General features: G+C 44.3%; 25 protein-coding genes. 9 read left to right on the forward strand and 16 right to left on the reverse strand.

The genetic code is table 11. The annotated features are described in order from the left end of the window. Nucleotides 1-2 precede the first annotated feature (2 nt). Together PHE37_RS06735 and PHE37_RS06740 are read left to right on the forward strand one after the other, a co-directional pair. Nucleotides 3-608 carry an ABC-type transport auxiliary lipoprotein family protein gene (locus PHE37_RS06735; RefSeq protein ID WP_299995241.1) on the forward strand — a complete coding sequence of 202 codons (606 nt, stop codon included), beginning with the start codon at nt 3-5 and terminating at the stop codon, nt 606-608. Then, a complete protein-coding gene (locus tag PHE37_RS06740; protein WP_299995243.1) occupies nt 605-1,588 on the forward strand; it encodes a 6-phosphofructokinase in 984 nt (327 codons plus the stop codon). Before PHE37_RS06735 ends, PHE37_RS06740 begins: the two co-directional genes overlap by 4 nt. Here PHE37_RS06740 and PHE37_RS06745 read toward each other — a convergent pair. Further along, the gene (locus PHE37_RS06745) at nt 1,542-2,402 is read right to left on the reverse strand and encodes a TIGR01777 family oxidoreductase (protein WP_299995245.1); all 861 of its coding nucleotides are present in this window, start codon (nt 2,400-2,402) and stop codon (nt 1,542-1,544) included. The genes PHE37_RS06740 and PHE37_RS06745 overlap by 47 nt on opposite strands. Before the next feature lie 110 nt (nt 2,403-2,512). On the opposite strand from PHE37_RS06745, the gene PHE37_RS06750 reads away from it, so the two are divergent. Continuing rightward, nucleotides 2,513-2,836 (forward strand): NGG1p interacting factor NIF3, encoded by a 324-nt coding sequence (locus PHE37_RS06750; protein WP_299995247.1) that lies wholly within the window; start codon nt 2,513-2,515, stop codon nt 2,834-2,836. A gap of 27 nt (nt 2,837-2,863) precedes the next feature. Here PHE37_RS06750 and PHE37_RS06755 read toward each other — a convergent pair whose 3' ends face one another. From PHE37_RS06755 to serB, 3 genes are all read right to left on the reverse strand, one after another. Further along, nucleotides 2,864-3,196 (reverse strand): c-type cytochrome, encoded by a 333-nt coding sequence (locus PHE37_RS06755; protein ID WP_299995249.1) that lies wholly within the window; start codon nt 3,194-3,196, stop codon nt 2,864-2,866. Nucleotides 3,197-3,364: 168 nt separating this feature from the next. After that, nucleotides 3,365-3,706, reverse strand: a complete 342-nt coding sequence (locus tag PHE37_RS06760) for a hypothetical protein (RefSeq protein ID WP_299995251.1) — start codon at nt 3,704-3,706, stop codon at nt 3,365-3,367. Continuing rightward, the gene (gene serB, locus PHE37_RS06765; protein ID WP_299995253.1) at nt 3,706-4,332 is read right to left on the reverse strand and encodes a phosphoserine phosphatase SerB; all 627 of its coding nucleotides are present in this window, start codon (nt 4,330-4,332) and stop codon (nt 3,706-3,708) included. Before serB ends, PHE37_RS06760 begins: the two co-directional genes overlap by 1 nt. A 51-nt stretch (nt 4,333-4,383) precedes the next feature. Between serB and PHE37_RS06770 the strand changes: the two genes are divergently transcribed. From PHE37_RS06770 to PHE37_RS06780, 3 genes are read left to right on the forward strand one after another with little or no spacing between them, the layout of a single operon-like run. Beyond that, nucleotides 4,384-5,286, forward strand: coding sequence for a methylenetetrahydrofolate reductase (locus PHE37_RS06770; protein WP_299995255.1), 903 nt, complete (start codon nt 4,384-4,386; stop codon nt 5,284-5,286). A 55-nt stretch (nt 5,287-5,341) separates the two neighbouring features. After that, entirely contained in the window at nt 5,342-6,586 is a 1,245-nt protein-coding gene (serS, locus tag PHE37_RS06775) for a serine--tRNA ligase (protein WP_299995256.1), read from the forward strand. A gap of 17 nt (nt 6,587-6,603) precedes the next feature. Beyond that, on the forward strand, nt 6,604-8,958 hold the full coding sequence (locus PHE37_RS06780; protein WP_299995258.1) for a tetratricopeptide repeat protein: 2,355 nt from the start codon (nt 6,604-6,606) through the stop codon (nt 8,956-8,958). On the opposite strand, the gene pssA is transcribed toward PHE37_RS06780, so the two are convergent. The 8 genes from pssA to PHE37_RS06820 all read right to left on the reverse strand — a co-directional run bounded on the left by pssA (nt 8,946) and on the right by PHE37_RS06820 (nt 15,852). Continuing rightward, complete coding sequence (gene pssA / locus PHE37_RS06785; RefSeq protein ID WP_299995260.1) at nt 8,946-9,671, reverse strand: CDP-diacylglycerol--serine O-phosphatidyltransferase; 726 nt, start codon at nt 9,669-9,671, stop codon at nt 8,946-8,948. The two genes, PHE37_RS06780 and pssA, sit on opposite strands and share 13 nt — an antisense overlap. A 49-nt stretch (nt 9,672-9,720) precedes the next feature. After that, on the reverse strand, nt 9,721-10,368 hold the full coding sequence (locus tag PHE37_RS06790; RefSeq protein ID WP_299995262.1) for a phosphatidylserine decarboxylase: 648 nt from the start codon (nt 10,366-10,368) through the stop codon (nt 9,721-9,723). A gap of 12 nt (nt 10,369-10,380) precedes the next feature. Then, nucleotides 10,381-12,333, reverse strand: a complete 1,953-nt coding sequence (ftsH, locus tag PHE37_RS06795) for an ATP-dependent zinc metalloprotease FtsH (RefSeq protein ID WP_299995263.1) — start codon at nt 12,331-12,333, stop codon at nt 10,381-10,383. Between the two features lies 1 nt (nt 12,334). Beyond that, the gene (locus tag PHE37_RS06800; RefSeq protein WP_299995265.1) at nt 12,335-13,171 is read right to left on the reverse strand and encodes a 50S ribosomal protein L11 methyltransferase; all 837 of its coding nucleotides are present in this window, start codon (nt 13,169-13,171) and stop codon (nt 12,335-12,337) included. Continuing rightward, nucleotides 13,171-13,545 carry a chemotaxis response regulator CheY gene (locus PHE37_RS06805; RefSeq protein ID WP_299995267.1) on the reverse strand — a complete coding sequence of 125 codons (375 nt, stop codon included), beginning with the start codon at nt 13,543-13,545 and terminating at the stop codon, nt 13,171-13,173. The genes PHE37_RS06800 and PHE37_RS06805 overlap by 1 nt, the downstream gene beginning before the upstream one ends. A 77-nt stretch (nt 13,546-13,622) precedes the next feature. Further along, nucleotides 13,623-14,321, reverse strand: a complete 699-nt coding sequence (gene hisA, locus PHE37_RS06810) for a 1-(5-phosphoribosyl)-5-[(5-phosphoribosylamino)methylideneamino]imidazole-4-carboxamide isomerase (RefSeq protein WP_299995269.1) — start codon at nt 14,319-14,321, stop codon at nt 13,623-13,625. Nucleotides 14,322-14,335: 14 nt separating this feature from the next. After that, complete coding sequence (hisH, locus tag PHE37_RS06815) at nt 14,336-14,947, reverse strand: imidazole glycerol phosphate synthase subunit HisH (RefSeq protein WP_299995271.1); 612 nt, start codon at nt 14,945-14,947, stop codon at nt 14,336-14,338. Next, nucleotides 14,944-15,852, reverse strand: a complete 909-nt coding sequence (locus PHE37_RS06820; protein ID WP_299995273.1) for a PDC sensor domain-containing protein — start codon at nt 15,850-15,852, stop codon at nt 14,944-14,946. The genes hisH and PHE37_RS06820 overlap by 4 nt, the downstream gene beginning before the upstream one ends. A gap of 146 nt (nt 15,853-15,998) precedes the next feature. On the opposite strand from PHE37_RS06820, the gene waaC reads away from it, so the two are divergent. Together waaC and PHE37_RS06830 are read left to right on the forward strand one after the other, a co-directional pair. Next, complete coding sequence (gene waaC, locus PHE37_RS06825) at nt 15,999-16,997, forward strand: lipopolysaccharide heptosyltransferase I (protein WP_299995274.1); 999 nt, start codon at nt 15,999-16,001, stop codon at nt 16,995-16,997. Continuing rightward, nucleotides 16,994-17,875: a lipid A biosynthesis lauroyl acyltransferase gene (locus PHE37_RS06830; protein ID WP_299995275.1), complete on the forward strand. Its 882-nt coding sequence runs from the start codon at nt 16,994-16,996 to the stop codon at nt 17,873-17,875. The genes waaC and PHE37_RS06830 overlap by 4 nt, the downstream gene beginning before the upstream one ends. Here the strand turns inward: PHE37_RS06830 and PHE37_RS06835 are convergent. From PHE37_RS06835 to ovoA, 4 genes are all read right to left on the reverse strand, one after another. Further along, nucleotides 17,863-18,549 (reverse strand): dUTP diphosphatase, encoded by a 687-nt coding sequence (locus tag PHE37_RS06835; protein WP_299995277.1) that lies wholly within the window; start codon nt 18,547-18,549, stop codon nt 17,863-17,865. The two genes, PHE37_RS06830 and PHE37_RS06835, sit on opposite strands and share 13 nt — an antisense overlap. Before the next feature lie 283 nt (nt 18,550-18,832). Then, nucleotides 18,833-19,240 carry a pyridoxamine 5'-phosphate oxidase family protein gene (locus PHE37_RS06840; protein ID WP_299995279.1) on the reverse strand — a complete coding sequence of 136 codons (408 nt, stop codon included), beginning with the start codon at nt 19,238-19,240 and terminating at the stop codon, nt 18,833-18,835. After that, complete coding sequence (locus tag PHE37_RS06845; protein WP_299995280.1) at nt 19,233-20,396, reverse strand: pyridoxal phosphate-dependent aminotransferase; 1,164 nt, start codon at nt 20,394-20,396, stop codon at nt 19,233-19,235. The genes PHE37_RS06840 and PHE37_RS06845 overlap by 8 nt, the downstream gene beginning before the upstream one ends. Beyond that, the gene (gene ovoA / locus PHE37_RS06850; RefSeq protein WP_299995282.1) at nt 20,389-21,807 is read right to left on the reverse strand and encodes a 5-histidylcysteine sulfoxide synthase; all 1,419 of its coding nucleotides are present in this window, start codon (nt 21,805-21,807) and stop codon (nt 20,389-20,391) included. The genes PHE37_RS06845 and ovoA overlap by 8 nt, the downstream gene beginning before the upstream one ends. 207 nt (nt 21,808-22,014) lie before the next feature. On the opposite strand from ovoA, the gene PHE37_RS06855 reads away from it, so the two are divergent. Continuing rightward, nucleotides 22,015-23,964, forward strand: coding sequence for a diguanylate cyclase (locus PHE37_RS06855; protein ID WP_300008344.1), 1,950 nt, complete (start codon nt 22,015-22,017; stop codon nt 23,962-23,964). The last annotated feature ends 33 nt before the right edge of the window (nt 23,965-23,997 follow it).

The raw sequence follows: 23,997 nt of genomic DNA on the forward strand, positions 1-23,997 counted from the left end.
CCATGCGATACCCTTTCTTTTTTTTATTAAGCTCTTTGCTGATCATCGGATGTTCCGCTCCGCTCACTCCGCCTATCAATGAGTACACGATTCTTCCGTATGAGCATTCTGTAAAAGAGACAGCCCCGTTATCGTCTCATACACTTAGTATCGCTTCGAGCAAGACACTCCCTTCTCTTGCGTCCAAAAATCTGTATTACCTTCGTGAAGGGGGAGAAAGCGGAGCCTATCTTTACAGCCGGTGGAGTGATACCCCCTCAGTATTGATCCAACAAATACTCACAGCTTCGTTAGAGGAAAAAGGATTATTTGCTTCTCTTTTACCTCCGACATCTTCAGCACATGCCGACTGGGTGCTTGAATCGGATCTGAACGCTTTTTATCACCGATTTTCATCAAAAGATAAAAGTGAAGGATTTATCGATATCACCTACAGACTCATCGATACAACAACCAAACTGCCTATCGGATCAAAACGCTTTACCGTAACCGTACCTGCAACTACGAATGATGCAAAAGGGGGAGTAACTGCCCTCACTCAAGCAACCCGGCAGCTTTCTACGGAAGTGATGGAATGGATGAGAAATCTTATACAGGAAAAAAGATGAAACCAAAAATAGCGATACTCTGCTCCGGCGGAGATGTATCGGGAATGAATCCGGCCCTCAAACGGTTTGTCGAATATGCCTATGCCAAAGGGATGGAACCCTATTTTATTCACAGAGGGTTTGAAGGGTTGATCGACAATAAGATTATCCCTGCTAGCTATACCGATGTGGCAGGAATCATCACGCGCGGAGGAACTAAGATCGGTTCTGCTCGGTCTATCCGGTTCAAAGATCCGGCATACCGAACCATCGCGGCGAATAACCTCAAACGCCTCAGGATTACCATGCTGATCGTATTAGGGGGAGACGGAAGTTTTCGGGGGATGGAACGCTTTTATGCTGAACACGGTATCTCGTTCTGCGGGATCCCCTCTACTATCGACAACGATATCAACGGTACCGATTATTGTCTTGGGGTAGATACGGCACTGAACGTTATCAAAAATTCGATTGATGATATCCGGGATACGGCATCCTCGTTCCGTCGGGCCTTTATTATTGAGACGATGGGGCGAAACTGCGGTTATTTGGCACTTGTTTCCGCTATTACCTCAGGTGCGGAGTTATGCCTGATCCCTGAAGTTCCGGTCAATATCGACGATTATAAAGGGTGTTTCCAGTCTCAAATAGCAAAAGGTCGTGATTATTTTATCACCATCGTCTCTGAAGCACTGCAAAACAGTGAAGAGATTGCTCAATGGTTTGAAAAAGAGTTAGGGTTTGAATCACGTGTTAATGTTTTGGGTCATACGCAAAGAGGCGGGAATCCAAGTGTTTACGATCGCTTAATGGCCTACAAATTTGTTACGTATGCCATCGATGCATTATTGGCAGGTAAAACCCATTCGGTCATCTGCTACAACAAAAGCCATTTCAATTTTAAAACGATTGATGAGGTCGCACTGCACCCTTATCATCTCGATGAAGAGCTCCTCATTCTGGGACGTGAACAATTTCTTCCATCGCACTGTCAAATGTAGGGTAACGAAATTCAAATCCTGCTTCTTGGAGTACCCTCGGGTAAACCTCTTTGGAGTCGAGCATCACGATTGAGCCTTCGCCGAAAGCGAGTTTGACCGCCCAAGAGGGAAGATCAAAAAAAGTGGGACGATGTAAAATTCTTCCCATTGCTTTCGTCTGTTCCAAATTATTGATCGGTTCGGGAGATGTAAAATTGACAATGCCTCGAATCTCGTTGTGTTCGATCAAAAAGGCCGCTGCCCGTACCAGATCATCCAAATGAATCCAGGAAATCATCTGAAATCCATCCCCCATTTTCCCACCCAGTCCCATTTTAAACGGAGGAAGCATTTTAGCCATCGCTCCGCCCCTTCCGTATACCACCCCAAAACGCATGACACATACCCGCGTCAAGTCAGAGCCGGCTTTCATAGCGGCATATTCCCAATCCCGGACTAAAGAAGCCAAAAAATCATCCCCCATATTTTGGGAAGATTCATCATGCTGATGATAGGCATCGTAGATTCCGACAGCAGATGCATTGAGCCATGTATGAGGAGGGTTATTACACTGTTTTATCGCTTCCACTAATTTAGAGGTTGTTTCCAAACGGCTCTGACGCAACGTATTTTTGTAGCTACTGCTCCAACGCCCCAGAATATTGGCACCCGCAAGATTTATAATAACATCTGCATCTTCGATTTTTTGAACTAACGTTTCAACCGATGTCGAAGATCGTACACTGACTGCAGCTACCGTATCGCCTCGCTCCGTGAAAAAATGCTCCATTGCATTTCCCACAAATCCGCTCATCCCGCAAATGACTATTTTCATATTTTTACCCTTGTCTATTGCATCTTACGATTGTAGCTTAAAGGGTGCATGGAAGGATTAAAGATATAATTGAGTGTCATGTTTAATGAAATTCTAATAGAGGAGATCAAATGCTCTATCAACTCTTCGTCTATGTTCCGATCATCGCTTCTGAAAAGGTAAAAAATGCCCTATTTGATGCCGGTGCAGGCCGTTATGAAAACTATGATCAATGCAGCTGGGAAAGTAGCGGAGTCGGGCAGTTTAGACCGCTTGAAGGGTCAAACCCTTTTTTAGGATCGTTAAGTACGCTCGAAAAAGTTGAAGAGATAAAAATAGAGATGATCTGCAAACCTGAAATACTTAAAGCGGTGCTAAAAAGATTAAAAGAAGTACATCCGTATGAAGAACCGGCGTATGGGGTAATAGAATTTAAAACGATTGAAGATTTTTAAGTCATTCCCCAAAAAGGGGAAATGGCATCAGCCGCAAGAAGGAACGTTCCCAGAATCTGAACCGTACATAAACAAGAAGTCACGAAGATCTTGTGAATTTGCTTTAAATGTATCACCATTAAAGAATGGCTCTGCTTTTGTTCCGGCATGTTTTTTGATAATAGCTGCACCACCGTTAGCAAATAGGTCATCCCATTCATCTTGTGTATGCATTGCTGCACCTTTTGTACCATTGCCATGGCAATTTTTACAAGTTTTCAAATAGGCTTTTTGACCTTTTTTGTCATCAGCTGATGCAGTTGTACTCATCATTCCTGCAGCAATTACTGCCGCAAGAAGGAATGAAATAGACTTTGTCATATCGTTCTCCTTGAAGTTAGTGTAAGGCACCTCCAACATTTCCGAAAAAAAGGTGAAGATGCCTTGATCAAGTTAATGATAACTCAGAAACAATAAACAGATGTTTAATAAACAAAAAAATATTTAATAACAGCACAATTTTATCAAAAATGTATCAAAAAAACACATTTATGCTTCGTCATCCTCTGAAGGAACTTCTTCTTTTGTTTTACTCGCTCGAACTTCCAAACGGATTTTATCCTGGCGAACTTTGCGGTACGCTTTGTACTGTGCTTTGGCCAGTTCATCACCGTGCAGCCCTACTTCAGCCCCGATTTCTTCAGGTGAAAGTCCCGCTTCGTTCATCATGATCATACGGAATTCTTTTTTCGTCAAATGACGTTTGAGCGACGCGTACAGTTCTCGTTCGTCATCACCGATTTCAACAGCGCTGCATTCATAAATACGGGCCAAGACTTCGCGGATTGTTTTTGTAGGGTTGTAACGCAACCATAAAGAATTTTCGAGCATTAAAACACCTTTGTAATAATTTGTGTGAGGTCTTTGGTATCAACGATAATATTTGCCTCTTTTTTGAGAATCTCTTTGGCGCAAAAAGCCACTCTGGTTCCTGCATGGGCAAACATGGAGCGGTCATTCGCACCGTCGCCGACCACCATCGTCTCTGCTTCGCTAACGCCGAAGAGCCCTTGAAGACGTTGCAGCATATCCCCTTTGGAAAAATCAAACATCATATCCCCGCCTACAAGTCCGGTTAATTTCCCCTCTTTAGCGTGCAAAACATTGGAGAAATCGGCATCGTATCCGAGGATATTTTTTGCATACGACGTTGCAGTACGAAACCCTCCGCTGAAACAAACGACTTTAATCCCACGCTCTTTGAGCGCAGCAATCGTTTCGACTGCTCCCGGCATATAAGGGAGGTTTTGACAAATCTCTTCCACCTGTGCAAATTTCAGCCCTTTTAAGAGCCCGACACGTTGTTGCAAACTCTCAAAAAAGTCGAGTTCCCCATTCATCGCCCGCTCGGTGATTGCACTCACTTGCTCACCGATTCCGAGTGCTTGGGCAAAAAAATCGATCGTCTCCCCATCCATAAGGGTTGAATCAAAATCAAATACTGCTAATTTAATCAAAAGAGCCTATCCTGTTTGTTATAATGACGCAATTATATCCAAGGGTAGCTTTTGTTCGAATCATTTATCCATAAACTCCGTCACGGAACCTATATTACCCTTGAGACCACGCCGTCGCGCTCGGCACAGTTTACCCCTACTATTGAGAAAATCGCCGCTTTAGGTCTGGACAAACTGGTAGACGGATTCAGTACGACAGACAATCCGCTCGCCAAACTCAAATACAACGCCCTCTTTGCCGCAATGAAACTTCAAGATCGTTTTGGGCTCCCGACGTTAGCGACGATGAGCATGCGCGACCGTAACCGTATTGCACTCCAGTCCGACCTTCTCGGAGCGAACGAATCGGGTGTCCGTGCCATCCTCGCCCTCACGGGTGATAGCGCCCATTATTCCGATCAGCCACATGCCAAAGGGGTATTTGAGGGGAACAGTAAATTCCTCCTCGATATCATTGCTACACTAAACAACGGAACCGATTTAGCAGAACAAAAGCTCATAGCCCCCGTCCAAGAGATTTTCCCCTTCGCCGTTATCGATGCCTATTCCAAAAGTGCCGCAACATTGCAAAAAAAGATGTCGAAAAAAGTAGCCCATGGAGCTATTGCAATCATCTCCCAACCCGTATATGATCTCGAAAATGCAAAAAAACTGTTAGAGATGATGGAAAATGCTAACAGCGAAAACAATGGCAATTGCGTACTTGTTTTAGGCTATTTCCCGATTACAAAACTCCGTACTGCCCGCTTTTTGGATGAAAACGTTCCGGGAATTTTTGTACCAACCACATGGGTAGAAGCACTCGAAGCCGCATCGCTGATCGGTCCGGAAGAAGAGTACCGTGTCGGATTTGAACTCAGTAAAAACCTTTTCGAAGAACTCAAAGCGCTCCATCCGAAAATCCACATCATGACTGCCAATCAGTTTGAGTTAGCCAAGGCGATTTTGAGCTAATTTCAGCCTCTTTTGGCTATAATCGATCACTATTTAATTGCAGGAATGACCCTTTATGATCGATGTAAAACTTCTCCAGAAAAATTTTGACGAAACCGCCGCTGCTCTTATGCGTAAAAAAGTGGACGCATCCGTAATCAACGAACTTAAAATCGCCAACGAAACCCTTAAAACCGCCAAACTCGCTTACGAGACATTACAAGCCAAACAAAACGAACTCAGCCGCCTGTTCGGGCAATACAAAAAAGAGGGGAAAAGTACCGACGAGCTGAAAATCGAAGTCGATACCAACAAAGCAACTCTAAATGATCTCCTCGACACTCAACGTGCCGCTGAAGAGGCTCTCGATGCGATCATTATGCGTGTCCCAAACATCCCCGATGCCGATGTACCCGACGGCGAAGATGAAAACGACAATATCGAAATCCGCAAAGTCCTCACTCCTCCGACATTTACCTTTACTCCGAAAGAACACTGGGAACTTGCCGAGCAAAACAACTGGATCGATTTTGAGCGGGGTGTCAAACTCGCGAAAAGCCGTTTCAGCGTTGTCGGCGGGATGGGTGCTCGATTGGAACGGGCCCTCATCAATTTTATGCTCGATTTTAACCGTGAGCGCGGTTTTGAAGAGTACAGCGTTCCGATGCTCGTAAACCGTCGTGCCTTAGAGGGGACGGGACAGCTTCCGAAGTTTGAAGAAGATCTGTTCAAAGTCGAAGAAGAAGAACTCTATTTGATCCCTACTGCCGAAGTTCCCCTCACGAACCTCTTCCAAGATGAGATTCTAAACGGTGCCGATCTTCCGATCAAAATGACCGGATACACCTCATGTTTCCGTAAAGAGGCGGGAAGCGGCGGACGTGATGTGCGCGGTATGATCCGTCAGCATCAGTTTCACAAAGTCGAACTCGTCTCCATCACCCGTGCCGACCAAAGCGACGCGGTATTTGACGAGATGGTTGCATGTGCATCCGATCTCCTGGCGGCACTCGGCCTTCCTCACCGTCTTGTCACTCTCTGCACGGGTGATTTAGGATTCGGTGCAGCGCGCACGGTCGATCTCGAAGTATGGTTGCCGGGACAAAATACCTATCGTGAAATCAGCTCTGTATCCAATACAAGAGACTTCCAAGCCCGCCGTGCAAAAATCCGTTACAAAGAAGAGGGTAAAAATATCCTCGCCCATACCCTAAACGGTTCAAGTTTAGCGGTCGGTCGGACGATGATAGCTATTATGGAAAATTTCCAGCAAGAAGACGGTAGCATCGTCATTCCTGCCGTATTGCAAAAATACCTCTAAAAGGTTAAAGAGAGCCCATGGCTGAAGAGCAAGAAGAGATAATCATCATTGAAGAATCGGATGCTGCCGGTGTCGAAAAAACGGCAGATGACACTTCTGAACCTTCTAGCGAAAAGCCAAGTATTCTAAAAAATAAACGGCTGATTATTATTATAGCCTCTGTTTTCGCTCTGATTTTATTCGCAGGCGGAGGAACATGGCTCTTTTTCTTCCTGCATGGCAAGTCAAAAGAAAAACACCCTGAAGAACCTATAACCGTCGAACGCCCTCAAAAACCGAAAGAAGCGATAATAGAGCCGAGTGAACTCGAAAATATGATTCAACGTGCCAACTATCTCTATGCGAACGGCAATCCGACCGAGGCACTGAAACTCTATGAAAAGATCGCCCTCTATTCCGAAGCGATATCGCAATACAATCTAGGTGTCGTTCAGCTCAAAGAGGGTGAATACGAAGGGGCATTGGAAAACTTTAAACGTTCTATCGCCAACAATGAAAACCAGTGTGTCAGTGCTATCAATGCCGCAGTTTGCTGTTTGTATCTCGGACGTGAAAACGATTTTAACACCTATATCGAACAAGCGCAGAGCTTTCTCCCTCAAGAGAGTGACGCTCCCATGTATTCGTATTATTACACCCTTATCAACTATTACAAAGGGCGTTATCTCGAAGCGCTCAGTGCCCTCAAACACCCGACGACCACAGAGTATCAGGAAACACAAAATAAACTCCGGGCAAAGATCAATGCGATGTTCGGAAGCTACAACGATGCAATCGCTACATTGGAAAACCCATTCCAAGAAGAAGATTCGTTCTCTCTTGGCTTAATGTATGCCAACATCGGTAAGTTGGATTTAGCGAAGAAATATCTTAATGATGCCATTATCCAAAACAAACAACCGATACAGGAACAACTCGCTTTAGCGTTTATCAACCTTAAATCCGGTGCGCAGGAAGATGCCGCAAATCTGATCAAACAAACTACGGATGCGTATCCGGATCAAGTCTATACTCCCTATCCGGTTCGGGTGTTTCTTAAACCTTCACTTTTTAACCCGGATGCCATTCAACACCTCTACCGGGATAAAAAAAGCAATAGCCATCTAAAAACCTTTCAAACGGTCTTTTATTTTGCACCGTACAAAATTTACAATCCAGATCAAACGATCAACTATATCCGCAAAGGAAATGCCAATATCTATATCGACGATATCCAAAGTGCTAAAGAGTATCTCCAAAAAAGTACTCGTGCTTCCAGCGTTGATTACGGAATCGCTTTGGCTGTCCAAAAAGCGCTTAAATTTCGTTTGAGGGATGCAAACCAACAACTGTTGGAGCTTCTCAAAACCAATCCTCAGCACTCAATATTGCATTATAATTTAGGACTTACCTATGCTCAATTGGGTGATTTCACCGATGCATATGACCATTTTTTACGTGCTTACCACCTCGATGCCCATAATTATATGGCAGGAATTTTTGCCATTATGAGTTCTGATATCATCGGTAAAACCAATCCAAAACTGATCTCAATTTTGCAAGACAATCTCTCCCAAGAGCCTGCTACGGAAGAGTTTCAGCTCTATCGCACTTTGAATGATATCGCGCAAAATAATTTCCCGAGTGCCGGAAAATGGCTGGAAAATACCTATAAAGAACGGTCCCTTTATATTGCTCTTAAACTCATTATCGCATCCGAATTAGGAAAATACGATATGGTACGCGCAAGTTCCGAAAGACTCGTCAAACTCCAACCAAACGATATTTTTCCCCATATGATCTATATTGACACCCACTTCGAAGATCAAAAAACCAAAGCGTACGCTTCCTCCGCCATCAATTATCTCAAAAAGCAAACATTTCACTATGATGATCTGGACTTCGGACCGCAGATCACCCGTGACCGTGCAATCTTAATTGTAATGATGACGGGACAACTGACCCCATTTATCCAACGGTTAGAGAATCGGCTTCAAACCACAACAGATCATACCGTGGATATTTTGGGGGCACTCGCCCAATCGTATTTTTATAATCAAGATTTCGAAAAATCCTATACGCTTTACAATCAGTTGATAGACGAGAATAAAATACGCGATGAGCATACATTGTTTATGGGAGCCTGTGCTTCAATCGGTGCAGAACACTATGAAAATGCTATTGCCCTCTTAGAACTCTCAAAACTCAAAAATCCGAGTTTTCCGGAAAGCCGGTATGCTCTTGGATTACTCTATTTGCAAATCCGCAACAATCCGGGTGCCGTTTCCCAATTTGCCAAAATGGGGAACACGGGCTTTGTTTCACGCTATTTCGATTTTGGAATCGATACGAACAAGCTCGTCAATGAACCGAAAAAATATCACCCTCTGTGACCGATTAAGCGGCGTAGGAGATAAAATGCGGCGCGTAACGGCCCGTAAAGCAGGTATCCTACCGCCAAGATAGCCATCCCTTCAATCGGATAAATAAATACCCCCAACGCGATAACGATCAAACTGATTAAAAAACGCATAAAATGAAATGTATTAAAATTGATCTTTTTGAAGCTCGGATAGCGGATGTTACTGACCATTAAAACCGACAGTACGACGGCAAAAGGGAGGATAAAAACCTTATAGTGATGATAATAAGGATAATGTTCCAAAAGTAAGATAGCGATCGAGATCATAATAGCTGCTGTGGGGATTGGAAGTCCGATAAATACACTCGGTTCTATCCGGGATGTAGTCACATTAAAACGGGCAAGACGGACTGCACCGAAGATAATAAAAAGAGCACTAACAACGATTCCAAGTCGTCCGTACATATCCCCAACATATAAATACAAAATAAATGCCGGGGCAACGCCGAAGGCTACAATATCCGCCAACGAATCGAACTCAACACCGAAATGGCTTGCCGTATTTGTCATGCGTGCAACACGTCCGTCCAAACCGTCAAATATCAATGCTAAAAATATAAACCATGCCGCAGAGCTGAATTCATGCGTCAGAGCTAAAGCAATCGCATAAAAACCGGTAAAAATGGAAGCAGCGGTAAACATATTGGGGAGGATATACGCAATAGGAGGAGGAGATTGGCGCATAGAAACTTCCTTTCAGGCGAATAGAGCGAAGAAGCGCGAATGTATGCGCTTATGCTGCGTTCAGATATCCGATAACACTTTCACCTGCACGGACAGTGATACCGGCATTTACCGATACACGAGCTGTTTCAGGGAGGTACAAAATACTGCGTCCTTTGGCTAAAAAGCCATAACGGCTCCCCTCTTTGAGCTTTTGGCTTTTTTCCAATTCAATCCCGATCGGAAAGCAACTTTGCTCACTCAGATGTTCGATAAAAATTTCATCACCTTTGTGAGATCGGAATGAGATAACCGCTTTTTCATTAAGCGTATCCGATAAAGGATTATAAAGCGGCAATGAAGCGCCGTGACGGATTTTAAACCCTTCAACAACTCCGTCAAACGGGGCACGAAGCATCGAGACATCCCAGAGCGAATTCATGATTGTCACTTTGATCATTTTTTGGCTGTCTATCAGCGTCTCTTCAACCGAAAGGACGACACCGTCAACACTGCTGATAATTCCATCGGGTTCTGTTGCCGACGTATTGCGTTCCGGGTTCCGGAAAATAACCAACACGGCCAACAGCAATGCACCCGTGACAAATTCAAAAAGATGCAAACCTGTCATCATAAAAAACAAAAAGAGCGCTCCGATTACACCGGATAGTAGCCATCCCCGTTTTGAAAGGATAAAGGTATCATGTTGAACGCTCATCTGGTTCTCCTTTTATTCGTCGATAATTATTGTTCTACTCGAAGGTGTCTCTTTACGCGGTTCGAGTTTTGTTTCGATATTATTTTCATTTTCAAATGTCTCAATGATTTCTCGTACCTGATCTCCGGAAATATTCTCTTTCTCGTAGAGAAGTCCCACAATTTTTTCAATCGCTTCACGATACTCTTCTAAACGCCCTTTGACATCCACATAGCGTGCTTGGAGGGACTCTTTAATAAAGGTATCCATGTCTTCAGCCATTTTATCGCTGTATTCACGTCCCTGACTCATACCGCCGCCCAAAAAGGAGTTACGCTGTTTTTCAAGGACCATAAGACCGGCTACATCGCTCATACCGTACATTTGTACCATCGATTTAATAATGTCGGTAGAACGTTCCAAATCGTTAGCCGCTCCGGTAGAGATTTCACCGATAAAGACCTCTTCTGCCGCACGACCACCCAATAACACGTCTACTTCTGCCCACAGTTCATGACGCTGCATCAGATATTTATTCTCTTCGGGAGTGTTAAGGGTATATCCAAGTGCTGCCAAACCGCGTGGAACGATAGAGACTTTAGAAACTTTTTTAGCCCCTTTGGTCGTCTCTGCTATCAGTGCATGTCCGCTCTCATGATACGCGACAATCCGCTTCTCTTTTTCATCGATACGTCGGCTCTTTTTAGAGAGCCCGGCAATCGCACGTTCTACCGCTTCGCGCAAATCGGTTTGTTTAACCGTTTTTTGGCTTTTACGCCCCGCTAAAAGTGCCGCTTCATTGATAATGTTAGCAAGATCCGCACCGGCGAGTCCGGCTGTGAGACGTGCAATCTCTTCCACATCCGTATCATTATCCCGCTTAACCCCTTTGATATGAACGTTTAGAATATCGATACGCCCTTGGAAATCCGGTTTGTCCACCAAAACTTGTCGGTCAAAACGTCCGGGACGGAGCAATGCCGGATCCAAAATTTCAGGTCGATTGGTCGCTGCCAAAATAATGATCGGAGTATCGGTACCGAAACCGTCCATCTCTGCAAGGAGCTGATTAAGGGTTTGTTCACGTTCGTCATTACCGCCCATGACACCGCCTGCGGCACGGCTTTTACCGATCGCATCGATCTCATCGATAAAGATAATGGACGGAGCATCTTTTTTTGCCTGTTCAAACAGATCACGGACACGTGCGGCACCGACACCGACAAACATCTCGATAAAACTCGAACCGGAAACCGAGAAGAACGGAACTTCCGCCTCTCCCGCTACCGCTTTGGCAAGAAGTGTTTTACCGGTTCCGGGACTACCGACAAGCAATACCCCTTTTGGGATTTTGGCACCCAGTTCAACGTAGCGATCCGGGAATTTCAGGAAATCTACGATCTCCAAAACCTCTTCTTTCGCTTCCTGAACACCCGCGACATCATCAAATTTTGTTTTCGGCTTTTCGGAATTGACCAGTTTTTTTGAACTGCCCATCCCCAAAATACCTCCTCCCATACTTTTTTGCATTCTACCTGCAAAAAACATCCAAATTGCGATAATAATCAAGAACGGGAAAAGCCATCCGAACATCTCGGTAAACCAGTTGCTTTCGCTAAATCCCGTATAATTGATTTTTTTCTCATCCAACAAAGGGATAAGTGTCGCGTCCGGTCCCACAATACGGGTCGTATAAGCTACTTTTCCGTTCGTTGTATTCCCGATTGCCCGAATATAGGTTTGCCCGATAGAGACTTTTTCAACCTCTTTGTTCTGAATCAATTTTTTCAGATCGGCATAGCTGATCTCTTGGGTGCGGGTTACATTTTGACCGTTTATTTTTCCGGCCAGTTCATTTTCATCACCGATTACCGCTTTAAACAGAATGATAACGACGATTGAAAAAATCGCAAAAGTGATTAGGGGGTTTTTATTAAAAAAATTACCGTTTTTGTCCGGGGTCGGATTGGACTCAGGTTGACTCATATTATTCATTTCCTTTTTTGGTTACCACTAAGGTTACCCATTCATTTTCAACAAAACGCTCGGTAAGTTCAAACGTTTTATATGCGCGCAAAACTTTATCTTCATATTTGTCCATAATCCCTGAGAGGATTAAAATGCCACCGTCACGTAACCGTTTTTTAAGATCGCTCGCGATGAACACTAAAACATCGGCAACAATATTGGCGATGATAACATCGTAGAACTCTGTGCTCTCCTGAACAGGGCCTTCCCACAATCGGCGATATGAAATATGATTTTGTTCCGCATTGACAATCGCATTTTCGACCGAAAGGGGGTCCGTATCACAGGCATCGACAACAGCCCCTTGTTTAATCGCCGCAATGGCCAAGATTCCGCTGCCGCATCCGACATCCATGACTTCATTGCCTGCTTTAACGTATTTGGCAACGGCACGGAGACAAGAAGCCGTAGTAGGATGATGCCCCGTCCCAAAAGCCAAAGCAGGATCGATAGCGATGTTCAGCATCCCTTCTTTCGGAGCTTCCCAGGTAGGATGGATATAAAAAGGATCGATTTGTACCGGAGTGACACCTTGCTGATACTGTGCAATCCAGTCGTCATTCTTTTCTTTGGTAAGGGTGAGTTCAACATCAACCACTGCTCCTAATGCCCGTTGCAATGCTTCGGCAAATTGCTCAATTCCCCATGAAACCGTTTCGAGGTCTTCTTCACTTCGGATGATAAATCCGTCATCAATCTCTTCAAACCCGACAGGGAGAATATCGACCAAAAAATCGCTAAATAACTCTAAATGCGATGATGGTTTGACCACCAACATATAATAATAATCTTGCATTAACCCTCAGTACCAAGGACAGCGGCTAGTTTTTCTTTTAAGACCTGAGGTGTAAAAGGTTTAACGATATAGTTATTAACCCCCGCTTTAAGGGCCGTAATAACTTCCGCTTTTCCCCCCTCAGTCGTTACCATAATAATCGGAAGATCGCTGAAACGGGCATCAGCACGTACTTTTTTGACCAATTCCAAACCGTTCATTTCCGGCATGTTCCAGTCGGTAATCAACATTCCGATATCCGGATTCTCATTTAGAACCGTCCATCCCTGAAGCCCGTCTTCACCTTCCAAAACATCTTCATATCCAAGACGGGAGAGTGTATTTTTGATAATACGGCGCATTGTCGAACTATCATCTACAACCAATAATTTCAAAGTACGTCCTTTAGTTGATTCTCAATTTCTGTATAGAATAAATGCCCAATGATAACCTAACCAACTTTGCGGAAAGATTAAAAAAACTTTTTGAGATCAATTCGCCCCTCATAAAACGCTTTCCCGACGATAACACCGGATACTTCGCCGCTTTTAAGCAATGCTTCAATATCGCCTTCATCTTTCACACCGCCGCTCGCAATCGTCGGAATTGAGGATGCTCTGGAAATTTCAAGGGTAAAATCGACATTTACCCCGGAAAGTGTACCGTCGCGTCCCACATCGGTGCAAATAATCGCTTCTACACCCGCATCGGCAAACGCACGGGCTAAATCCGTCGCCTTCATCGTACTCACTTCACCCCATCCCTCAACGGCAACATACCCGTCAATCGCATCAATTCCTACGACTATCGGATATTTTGCCGCCATTGCTTTAACAAACTCCGGATCACGGAGTGCGATTGATCCCAATATCAATCGGTCAATTCCAAGGTCAAGATAACGCTGAATGGTTGCTTCATCCCGAATCCCTCCTCCCAGCTGGAGTTTGACATTGCAATTTTCACGAATAGCACGGATTTGTTCCAAATTTTTAGGCTCTCCGGCAAACGCACCGTTCAAATCGACAAGATGGACCCATGATGCACCCATCTCTTCAAAGGTTTTAACCAGTTCCCACGGAGTATCGGAGTACACTTTGGCGCTATCCATTAGCCCTTTGGTCAGACGTACCGCTTTGCCGTCTTTAAGATCGATTGCCGGAAAAATAGTCATAAATAAATGTCCTTTTAGAGATTAATAAAATTTTTGAGAATACTAAGACCGTTTTGATGGCTTTTCTCAGGATGGGGCTGAATCCCCATCACGTTTTCATGGGCGATGGCACTCGTAAAACGGTATCCGTAGACACTCTCTCCGATACTATCATCATCCGAGGCACACAATGCATGATACGAGTGGACAAAATAAAGGTAGTGTGCTTCATCCAATCCCTCAAACAACGGGTGATTTTTGGTAAACATACGGTTCCATCCCATATGCGGGACTTTAAGCGGTGTTGAAAAGCGGCTGGTGTCGAATGCGACCACTCGACCTTTTATTAATCCCAGCCCTTCGCTAATTCCGAACTCTTCACTCGAATCAAACAAAAGCTGCATTCCCAAACAAATACCCAGCAAATATTTTCCGCTGGCGGCATATTCACGTACTGCAGCATCCATTCCCCGTGCGTTTAAATGTTCCATCGCATCCCCGAACGCTCCGACACCCGGCAAGATTATACGGTCGTAGGTACGCAGTTTATCGGGATCCGACTCTACGATCACTTTCTCTCCCAGCAAATCAAAAGCATTTTTGACACTGGCGAGATTGCCCATGTTATAATCGACTATTCCTATCAAGAGATTTCCTTCGTATGGGTAAAATGTATATAAATAGCCAGTCCTACCAGCAAGAGTGCGACTGCTCCGATGATATAAATGGCATTGATCAACATAGCAGGTTCCGTCATCGCAAATTTAAAGACAAGCATCAATGCCTCGATAGAGAGTGCGATAATAATCGATCCTAAAAATCGAACCATCGTTTTATGCATATCGGATGAGGGATCATGCTTCGGACGGCCTAATACTTCCTCTTCAAAAAGGGTTTTGACTAAATCGAATATCGCTAACGACAAAGTCAATAGAATGGTGGCTTCAAAGATGTCTTTGATTTCAATACTCGCATAATGTCCAAAACCGTATGCCAAAAATCCTTCGATCCCTTTCACAAAAAGCAGCAAGGATACAAATGCCAACGCCAGGGTAAAAATTGCATAAGCCGTTCGAAAAAATTTCCCTGCAAGCGATTCTGAAGCAAGAGGATGAGCAATCCGTAAAACCTCGGCCAAAGGCATATCGATACAGGCAACGTACACGATCTCCCCGTGCTCGTCAAAAATCGGCTGTGATGCCGTTACCGTAAGTTCATCATTCAATAAAGAAGGATACGGATCGGTAATGGTACATCGATGCTCATTCATAGCCCGATAATAGTAAGCCCGTGTAGAACGGCTTGCCCCTATATCTTCTTCTCTTTTCCCGTTTTTCAGATAAGTCGGCCCGACTTGATTTCCTTTTGCATCCAAAAGATACGTAGCATCAAGTCCTTGAAGATCACCGCGGATTTTGAGAAGACGAGCCGTAATCGATTCAACGGAGACGGAAGGGAGATGATTTGGTAGATTTTTATGAAACAGGTAACAAAAATAGGCACGCGCTTTTGGGCGGATTTCCGAATATTGTTGAATATCTTGAACAACCATCTTTTTCCCCTTCTTGTCGTCTAAAATTCTGCCTCGAATGAGGCAAGCTTCAGTGCCATAGCGGCCAGCGCAGTTAGATGGGACTTTGTTCCATCTAGCATTAAAATTAGAGTTTATTGTAGCTTAGTTGCGCTATAGTTACGCTTATGAAAACGTCTAATATCCGAATTGCAATTGTTCGTCTTAGCGCACTGGGCGACATTGTCAATACTGCCGTCGTTTTGCAAATCATCCGAAAACATTACCCGAATGCAACCGTTGACTGGTTTGTCGAAGAGGCCTTTGCCCCTATTTTAAAAGATCATCCTCTCCTCAATGAAGTGATCAGTGTACCGATTAAACGGATCAAAAAAACGAAGAGTTTCTCTCTCTTAAAAGAGACAATCCACTCTCTTAAAAGCCGTCCTTTCTACGATCACATTATTGACGCTCAGGGACTGCTAAAATCGGCATTTGTCACCTATTTTCTGCACGGAAACGTACACGGATTTGACCGTAACAGTGCAAGAGAAGGAATCGCAGCCCGCTTTTACGATACTTCGTCTGCTATCGCGTATGAGATGGGAGTGGTTAAACGCAACGTTTTGGTCATTACCGAGGCGTTGAACATCCCCTATGATGAAAACGACATCCTCATTAAAGAAGATGTGTTTGAGAAAGGGGCCAGACCTGCATCCCTGCCTCATGAGGGAAAGGCTATCGCCTGTGTGATCGGTGCTTCATGGCCAAGTAAATGCTATCCGAAAGAGCATTTTGCGGTGGTTTGTTCGAATCTCCCCTACCCTTGTTATTTGATCTGGGGAAGCGAAACGGAATACAAAGATGCCCAATGGATTGCCGAACACTCTCAAAATGCACTTATTGCTCCGAAAATGTCTTTAAAAGAGTTAGTTACTTTTATCGCCCATTGCGATCTCACCATCGGCAATGATACCGGACCGACCCATATGGCATGGGCCATGAATACTCCCTCGATCACCCTTTTCGGTCCGACCAATGAGCGTATGATTTTTCCGACACCCAAAAATATCGGGATAAAATCTCCCTCTTCTGTTAATATTATGAAGATTGATCGAAATGATTTTTCCATACAAGAGATCGATCCCGATATCGTTACCCAAAAAGCCAAGGAACTTTTAGCATGATTTTATTTCGTCTATTTTTACTTCTGGATTCGGTTTTGATGCGCTTGCCGCACAGCTGGCGCCGTGCGTTGTTTACTTCTCTCGCACGGCTTGCCCGATTTTTTGCACCCTCACGCAACCGTGTCATCCGTCAAAATCTCCGTTTTGCTTTTGGCGATACACTCGCTGAAGAAGAAATCGATGCGATAGAGTACTCTTGCTACCGTAACCTGGGACTTAATCTTCTGCAAGTCATGGAGAATAGGCACTATACAACGGAAGATTTTACCAAGCGGGTGAGCTTTGAAAACCGAGAACACGTGGATGCGCTTTTAGCCCAAGGGAAAAGTATTATTTTTGTCTCTGCCCATTTCGGAAATTGGGAGATGGGGGCAACCGCCCTTTCCGCACTGATTACCCCTACGACATCGATTTACAAAGCGTTTAAACGAATAGAATTTGATCCCTATCTCCTCGAATCACGTACTCCGCACGGAATGGACCTCGCCGAAAAAAGCGGAGCCCTCAAACATCTCGCCCGTGCACTTAAAAATGGCAATTCGGTCTCATTGATGATCGATCAGTCGAGCAATCCGCGTCATGGTGTCGCCGTTGACTTCTTCGGTCATTCGACCTTCCACTCCTCAACACCGGCCATTTTATCGTACAAATACAACGCTCCGATTGTAGGTCTTTATATCTTTTCAGACGATGGAGAAAATTTTACGATCCGATTTGAAAACCCGATCGAAGTTGAAAGCGATGATGCGCAAGGAATTCTAAAAGCGACGCAAGAGCAGGCAAATGCATTAGAAAAAGTGATCCGCTTAGAACCAAAATTCTGGTTCTGGTGTCATAAGCGGTGGAAAAGCGAATTCCCTGAAATTTACGCCGGATAAGCAGCTTTCAACGCAGTATACAGTTCTTCAGGCGACATTTCGGGATTGTTTTCCCATGCCATCTTCATCACTGCGTTATCTTCTTGCCCGTTCCACATTTTGAGGTACGTCCCCTCTTTGTAGCCGTGATCCTGACGGAATTGGTTTAGGATATTTTTTCCGACATACAAACGGTACAGCTGGGTCAGATTAAGCGCTCCCATGTGTGCCAATTCAAAAAACTCTTCGATCAATGCTCCGACCATTTCGGCAGATATAGGGATCAGCGCAAGACGCATCACGTTTTCGATTTTCGTCATCAACAGTGCATCCGTCCCGAATGAAAGGGCTTCGTCTTGATTCAATTTTTGGAATTCCGGTGTTTGGGATATCCGCATCGCCAACTCCTGGATACTTTCAGCGCCGCTCTTATGGGTAAATTCCAGCACAAGACTCATCACAAAATGCCATACATCGACTATCTCGATTTGAAGATTGGCATAATCGGTCGGCTGTGCGATACTTTTCCAGTGTTTCCATCCGAATGAATCAATCATCTCTGCCGATTCCATATAGATACAGCGACGCCAATTGATCGGTTTCCCCTCTTTGGTCATCCCTTTTTCCCACCCTTTTCCGTTTGTGGCATCGTTCAATGTTTGTTGCAATTCGAGCATACAGAGCAATTTATTCATCTTCGTCCTTTTGATTGTTTTGAACACCAAAGGAATTTATCCCTTTGGCTACGCTTGCCGCTATGGCACTAAAGCTTGCCCTAACGGGCAGAATTTTATTTATCGAAATTATACGGTAATATTCCATCCATGCAAAAAATTAACTGTCATCAATGTATCTATTATTTTGTCACATGGGAAGCGCACCAGCCACACGGATGCAAAGCGTATGGATTCAAAGCGAAGTTCATCCCTTCCCAAGTCGTCCTCAGTTCCAGTGGAAAACCCTGTAGTCTGTTTTCTCCTAAAGCTCCCGTTTCCAAGTAATCTTTTTTCCGAATCCCAACGTATTATCGGTCATTTTAACCTCATCCAGACGTATCATCCATAATACCGGGTTCATAATCCGTGCATACGGAAATGCTTCAAAATAGAGAGTTTTTAATACTTCGGGACATCGTTCCATCTCCCCGACAAACTGTATCCCCTGAATCTTCCCCACGGTTTTAGTCTCCAATGCAACCGTTCCGGCGACATGAAGGTTTTTCACTACATTGTTCATGTGCTCCGTCGTCTCATCCGAGGCAACAATAAAAGAGACGCTCTCGTGATCGTATGCATAAAACATCGAACAGCACCATAAACGCTCTCCAGTCGTTGCAAGTGACAGGAGATGATGCTCACGAATAAAACGTTCAATTTTTTCAATCATTCAGCGCCTTCCCCAACTGCTCCAGCGCTTGAGTCAAAACCGATGTCGGAACCGCAAAATTGAGCCGCATAAATCCCGATCCCTCTTTACCGAAACTAAGACCGGGGCTTAACCCAAGTCCTGCTTTCTGGATGAAAAATTCTCGCAATTCCCGATCCCCCAGCCCGAGCGCTCTGCAATCGAGCCATGCCAGATAGGTCCCCTCAGGAGGTGAATAACGGATCAAAGGGTGTTTGGCAGCCCATTCTTCGATCAGGAGGGCATTATGGCTCAAATGCCTTATCAGTCTCTGATGCCACGGCGAGCCATCCCGATAAGCGGCTTCAAACGCCACATGGGACAACACAGCCCCGTCTCCCCAGTGAACCCGATGATATTCCTCTTTATACCGTGTACGCAACTCCTCAGAAGGGATACACACCGTAGAGATCGAGAAACCGGCCATGTTAAACGTTTTCCCCGGCCCCGTCAATGTAACCGTGTTATTTAAAAGCTCTTCTGATAGTGAGGCCATCGGAATATGTGAATGGGGTTGAAAGACGATATCCGAGTGAATCTCATCGCTGATGATCACAATAGAGTGTTCCAGACAAAAGGTTCCCAATGCACCGAGTTCGTCACGACTCCACACCCGTCCGACCGGATTATGAGGCGAACATAGTAATAAAAGTTTGGTCTTATCCGTAATCTGCGCACGCAAGAGATCGAGGTCAAAGCGGTAGACGCCCTCTTCATCCTGCCTGAGCGGGTGGATGACGAGACGGCGGTCATTCTCTTTTACCATCGAATAAAACGGGGGATAAACCGGATCCATAACGATCACCTCATCTCCCGCCTCACTCAAAGCACGGATCGCACATCCGATCGACGCGACGACAGATGGGGAATAACTGAGCCATTCTCGCTGCATCGTAAATGCGTGATGAGTGCTGACCCATACCGTCTGCGCTTCATAGGCACTCTCAGGCATGATCTCATATCCGATGATAGGATGCTTCAAACGTTCCTGTACAGCCGCTACGACACAGATGGGTGTTGCAATATCCATATCGGCGACCCACATCGGATGAACCTCTTCGGTGCCGAAAAGCTTTTGTCGGAGCGTGTACTTTTCTGCGTTGCTCAATGTGCGGTCGATAGTATCAAACTCACCCATACCGCTGTTTCCACTTTTTAAACATCTGCTCCATTCGGGCATATTTTTGCGCTTCGTTCTGACCCTCGCCGATGACATATCGAAATCCCGCATGCTGGATGAAATGACGGCGGAATGCGTAACGTGATTCCATCATGATCTCATTTCCGGTCGAAATCCACGATCCCCCTTTGATGAGATTGTGCTTCCCGTCGAACGTCGGCTCAGAAAAGTCATCGTACCACGGATGGGTTGCAAATCCCTCGAAAGCATCCATCTGCGTTTGCGTCCATTGCCAGACATTTCCCACGACATCATAGAGTTCGCCGTGTGCAAAGGTATCGATAGGGACAGACGAAGCAAAATGGGCAAGATTGATGTTGGAGCGCGAATCATCAAATATCTCTTGATCCATGCCGCCCGCTTCAGCCATCACTCTCCACTCTGCTTCGGTAGGAAGACGATAGGTTTCTCCATCCTGAGCACTTTTCCATCGGCAAAAAGCTTCTGCTTCGAGCGCATTGACCTCAACCGGCCAATTATACGGCATCGGTATCTCCTGCGCCAACGCCCGATAAGTATACGTTCCGTCACTCTGAGGGACCCAAAACGGCGGACAAACGGCTTTGCGAATCGAAAGAAACTTCAACCCCTCTTCATCCCACCATCTGGGTACACCGTATCCGTTGGCTTGGACGAAATCCATAAACTCACCGTTACTGACAAGATATTTTGAGGTTTGAAACTCTTCGACACTCACAACAAGACTGCCGTACTCATTATCCCAACCGTACAATCCGTTATCGCCGGAACCTTTTCCCATACGGATCTCTTTAGCCTCAAAAGCGACCATTGTGTTCTCGAGCGCATCACCCCGTACGGGACAGATAGGAAAACTCTCATCTATCCTCATGTAGTGCAGAGGCATTTGTCGGTGCAGTACACTGGAGGTTTCGATATGAATTCGCTCATGCTCTATCCCCATCCAAATCGCCCAAAATGGATCTTCTTTGGTAATAGGGAGATTCATCGACAGTGTTGTAATGATCCCATCCACAATATTTCGGACTTTTTGCCGATACGCACGGACTTCATCAATACTCGGCCATCTCAGAGAATCACTGCTGGCATCCCACGTCATCTCATCGACCCCGACAGCAAAAAGCGATTCGAAATGAGGATCGATCCGCTCCGTAAGTACCCCTGCTGCAATGAGCTTATTGATATAAAAAATCGCCGTATGCCCAAAATAGAAAATCATAGGATGGCGTGTCGGCTCAGATTGGCGATAAAAAACCTCATCGGAGATAAATAACTCAAACAGCGATTCAAACAAATCAAAACTCGCTCGGAAATAGAGCCGAAGCTCTTCACGTTTGGCGGTTATACTGTCCCCTTCCAAGCGTACCGATTTCATTTGTCTGTGTAACACAACGTGATCCTTCAAACCATTTTGAGTTATTTTATCCAATTTATAGCTGGCTCAAAGCTAAACGGGACAATTTAATCGGTTAGACTGTACATTTTATAAAAAAAAATGATCTAATTTTACAATGTGACTTTTTTATGACTATTCTCCGTTATGATACTTTGTCATAAAATTCAATACGAAACCATAAAGGGGTTGAAGAGGCATGTGATGAACAGAATAAAAACTTCATTTATCGAATGTTTTTCTCATAGACGAATTCAACACACCCCTTATTATCTCATTTCCCTTCTTATCTTCAATATGCTTTTTATTGTCATATTTACAATCTATCTTTTGTACAACATAGGGTTTGAACGGGAAAAAAACCGCCTCGTCGAACTTGCAGAAACCCAATCAGCCCTGATTGATATCGTGACTCAACAAGAATTCCTTCTTCATAAAAATATCTCCCTTATAATGAGCAAACAAATTGCCGAAGATATCATCCTAAAAGTCACCAATGCCCATTACCAATACGGAGGATTTGAAAAAACCGGTGAATTTGCTCTAGGCAAGCATGAAGACGGTAAAATCCAGTTCCTCATTAAACAGCGCCACTATAATAATAAATCATTGCTCTCTGTCCCTTGGAAATCGGATCTTGCCGAACCGATGCGTTTAGCGTTAAACGGAAAGAAAGGGGTTGTCATTGCACACGATTATCGCGGAGTCATTGTACTGGCAGCCTATGAGCCTATCAAAAGGTTAGGATGGGGAATTGTTGCCAAAATGGATCTGGCAGAAATACGTGCTCCTTATATTCAAGCCGCTCAATATGCTCTTGGATTGACCATTTTCTTAGCCGTCATCGGCAGTATCTTTTTTTGGTATTTTCTCAAACCGCTAGTACAGGATATCGAAGACTCCCGCCGCTTCAACCGTATGCTGATCAACAATTCATCAACAGGATTGGTTTTATGCACATTATCTGGGAATGTTATTGATGCCAATAACAGTTTTTTAGAAATCGTTGCTCTTCATAAAGAGGATCTTGAAAACTTAAATTATTTTGACCTTGTAGCCGATGAATATAAAGAGTTTGAGACAAACCAATTGCGATTTCTCAAACAAAACGACTCTGTCGGCCCCTATGAAAGTCTCTATATCGATCGAAACGGCCGATCTGTCACGGTCAAAATCTCCGGCAAATTACTCTACATCCTCAAAATTCCATACGTATGGCTGAGTGTCGATGACATCAAAGAGTTTAAAGCACGTGAAGCCAAACTTTTGCTTTCAGATACGGTCTTTCATAACACTACCGAAGTTATTTTCATTACCGATGCCAATAAGAATATCGTCAAAGTCAATGAAGCGTTTACCGAAGTAACAGGATATACACCGGAAGAAGTATTAGGACGAAATCCGAAAATACTTAAATCGGGAAAACATGACAGCCATTTTTATGAAGAGATGTTTAAACTCATTAATACGACCGGTAAATGGCATGGAGAAATATGGAATAAACGAAAAAACGGTGAAATTTATCCCTCTTTACAAAGTATCTCCGCTGTTTACGATAAATCCGGAAAGCTCATTCGATATGTCTCAATCCTCAGCGATATTACACTCCAAAAAGAGTATGAAGAACAACTCTTAAAGCATTCTCATCATGATTCACTGACGGGACTGCCGAATCGGCTGTTTTTCAATCAAATCCTTCAACAGACCCTTTCTCGTGCCCAACGTTCTCATAAAGTGTTTGCCCTGTTTTTCATGGATCTTAATCAGTTTAAAGAGGTAAATGATACGTATGGCCATGATATCGGAGATGAACTTCTCAAAACAGTAGCAATGCATTTAAAGGAAAATATACGTGCTGAAGATTTTGCAGCCCGCTTGGGAGGGGATGAGTTTGTTATTATTTTTGAATCTATTCATCAAAGAGATGAAGCCATCGCTGTAGCAAAAAATCTGATTGCCAAAGTCAAACAACCACTTCTCATCAATGATACGGAAATTTTACCGTCTATCAGTATTGGAATCGCATTTTATCCCGAACACGGCAATGAGACCTCAAAAATGCTCAAAAATGCCGACAAAGCAATGTATTATGCCAAACATCACACGCAAGAGCATTATTGGATCTGTACGGAAAGCTCAGAGGATATTTCGTAATCCTTCGTGTGAAGGTTTTAAATTTCCTTTGCA

The sequence above is a fragment of the Sulfuricurvum sp. genome, from assembly GCF_028681615.1.
GTDB lineage: Bacteria > Campylobacterota > Campylobacteria > Campylobacterales > Sulfurimonadaceae > Sulfuricurvum.

What these genes read in the sequence shown, in the direction of transcription:
- PHE37_RS06735 (WP_299995241.1), top strand. Translation starts at nt 3, where the DNA reads ATGCGATACCCTTTCTTTTTTTTATTAAGCTCTTTGCTGATCATCGGA.
- PHE37_RS06740 (WP_299995243.1), top strand. Translation starts at nt 605, where the DNA reads ATGAAACCAAAAATAGCGATACTCTGCTCCGGCGGAGATGTATCGGGA.
- PHE37_RS06745 (WP_299995245.1), bottom strand. Translation starts at nt 2,402, where the DNA reads ATGAAAATAGTCATTTGCGGGATGAGCGGATTTGTGGGAAATGCAATG.
- PHE37_RS06750 (WP_299995247.1), top strand. Translation starts at nt 2,513, where the DNA reads ATGCTCTATCAACTCTTCGTCTATGTTCCGATCATCGCTTCTGAAAAG.
- PHE37_RS06755 (WP_299995249.1), bottom strand. Translation starts at nt 3,196, where the DNA reads ATGACAAAGTCTATTTCATTCCTTCTTGCGGCAGTAATTGCTGCAGGA.
- PHE37_RS06760 (WP_299995251.1), bottom strand. Translation starts at nt 3,706, where the DNA reads ATGCTCGAAAATTCTTTATGGTTGCGTTACAACCCTACAAAAACAATC.
- serS (WP_299995256.1), top strand. Translation starts at nt 5,342, where the DNA reads ATGATCGATGTAAAACTTCTCCAGAAAAATTTTGACGAAACCGCCGCT.
- PHE37_RS06780 (WP_299995258.1), top strand. Translation starts at nt 6,604, where the DNA reads ATGGCTGAAGAGCAAGAAGAGATAATCATCATTGAAGAATCGGATGCT.
- pssA (WP_299995260.1), bottom strand. Translation starts at nt 9,671, where the DNA reads ATGCGCCAATCTCCTCCTCCTATTGCGTATATCCTCCCCAATATGTTT.
- PHE37_RS06790 (WP_299995262.1), bottom strand. Translation starts at nt 10,368, where the DNA reads ATGAGCGTTCAACATGATACCTTTATCCTTTCAAAACGGGGATGGCTA.
- ftsH (WP_299995263.1), bottom strand. Translation starts at nt 12,333, where the DNA reads ATGAGTCAACCTGAGTCCAATCCGACCCCGGACAAAAACGGTAATTTT.
- PHE37_RS06800 (WP_299995265.1), bottom strand. Translation starts at nt 13,171, where the DNA reads ATGCAAGATTATTATTATATGTTGGTGGTCAAACCATCATCGCATTTA.
- hisA (WP_299995269.1), bottom strand. Translation starts at nt 14,321, where the DNA reads ATGACTATTTTTCCGGCAATCGATCTTAAAGACGGCAAAGCGGTACGT.
- PHE37_RS06820 (WP_299995273.1), bottom strand. Translation starts at nt 15,852, where the DNA reads ATGGTTGTTCAAGATATTCAACAATATTCGGAAATCCGCCCAAAAGCG.
- waaC (WP_299995274.1), top strand. Translation starts at nt 15,999, where the DNA reads ATGAAAACGTCTAATATCCGAATTGCAATTGTTCGTCTTAGCGCACTG.
- PHE37_RS06830 (WP_299995275.1), top strand. Translation starts at nt 16,994, where the DNA reads ATGATTTTATTTCGTCTATTTTTACTTCTGGATTCGGTTTTGATGCGC.
- PHE37_RS06835 (WP_299995277.1), bottom strand. Translation starts at nt 18,549, where the DNA reads ATGAATAAATTGCTCTGTATGCTCGAATTGCAACAAACATTGAACGAT.
- PHE37_RS06840 (WP_299995279.1), bottom strand. Translation starts at nt 19,240, where the DNA reads ATGATTGAAAAAATTGAACGTTTTATTCGTGAGCATCATCTCCTGTCA.
- PHE37_RS06845 (WP_299995280.1), bottom strand. Translation starts at nt 20,396, where the DNA reads ATGGGTGAGTTTGATACTATCGACCGCACATTGAGCAACGCAGAAAAG.
- PHE37_RS06855 (WP_300008344.1), top strand. Translation starts at nt 22,015, where the DNA reads ATGAACAGAATAAAAACTTCATTTATCGAATGTTTTTCTCATAGACGA.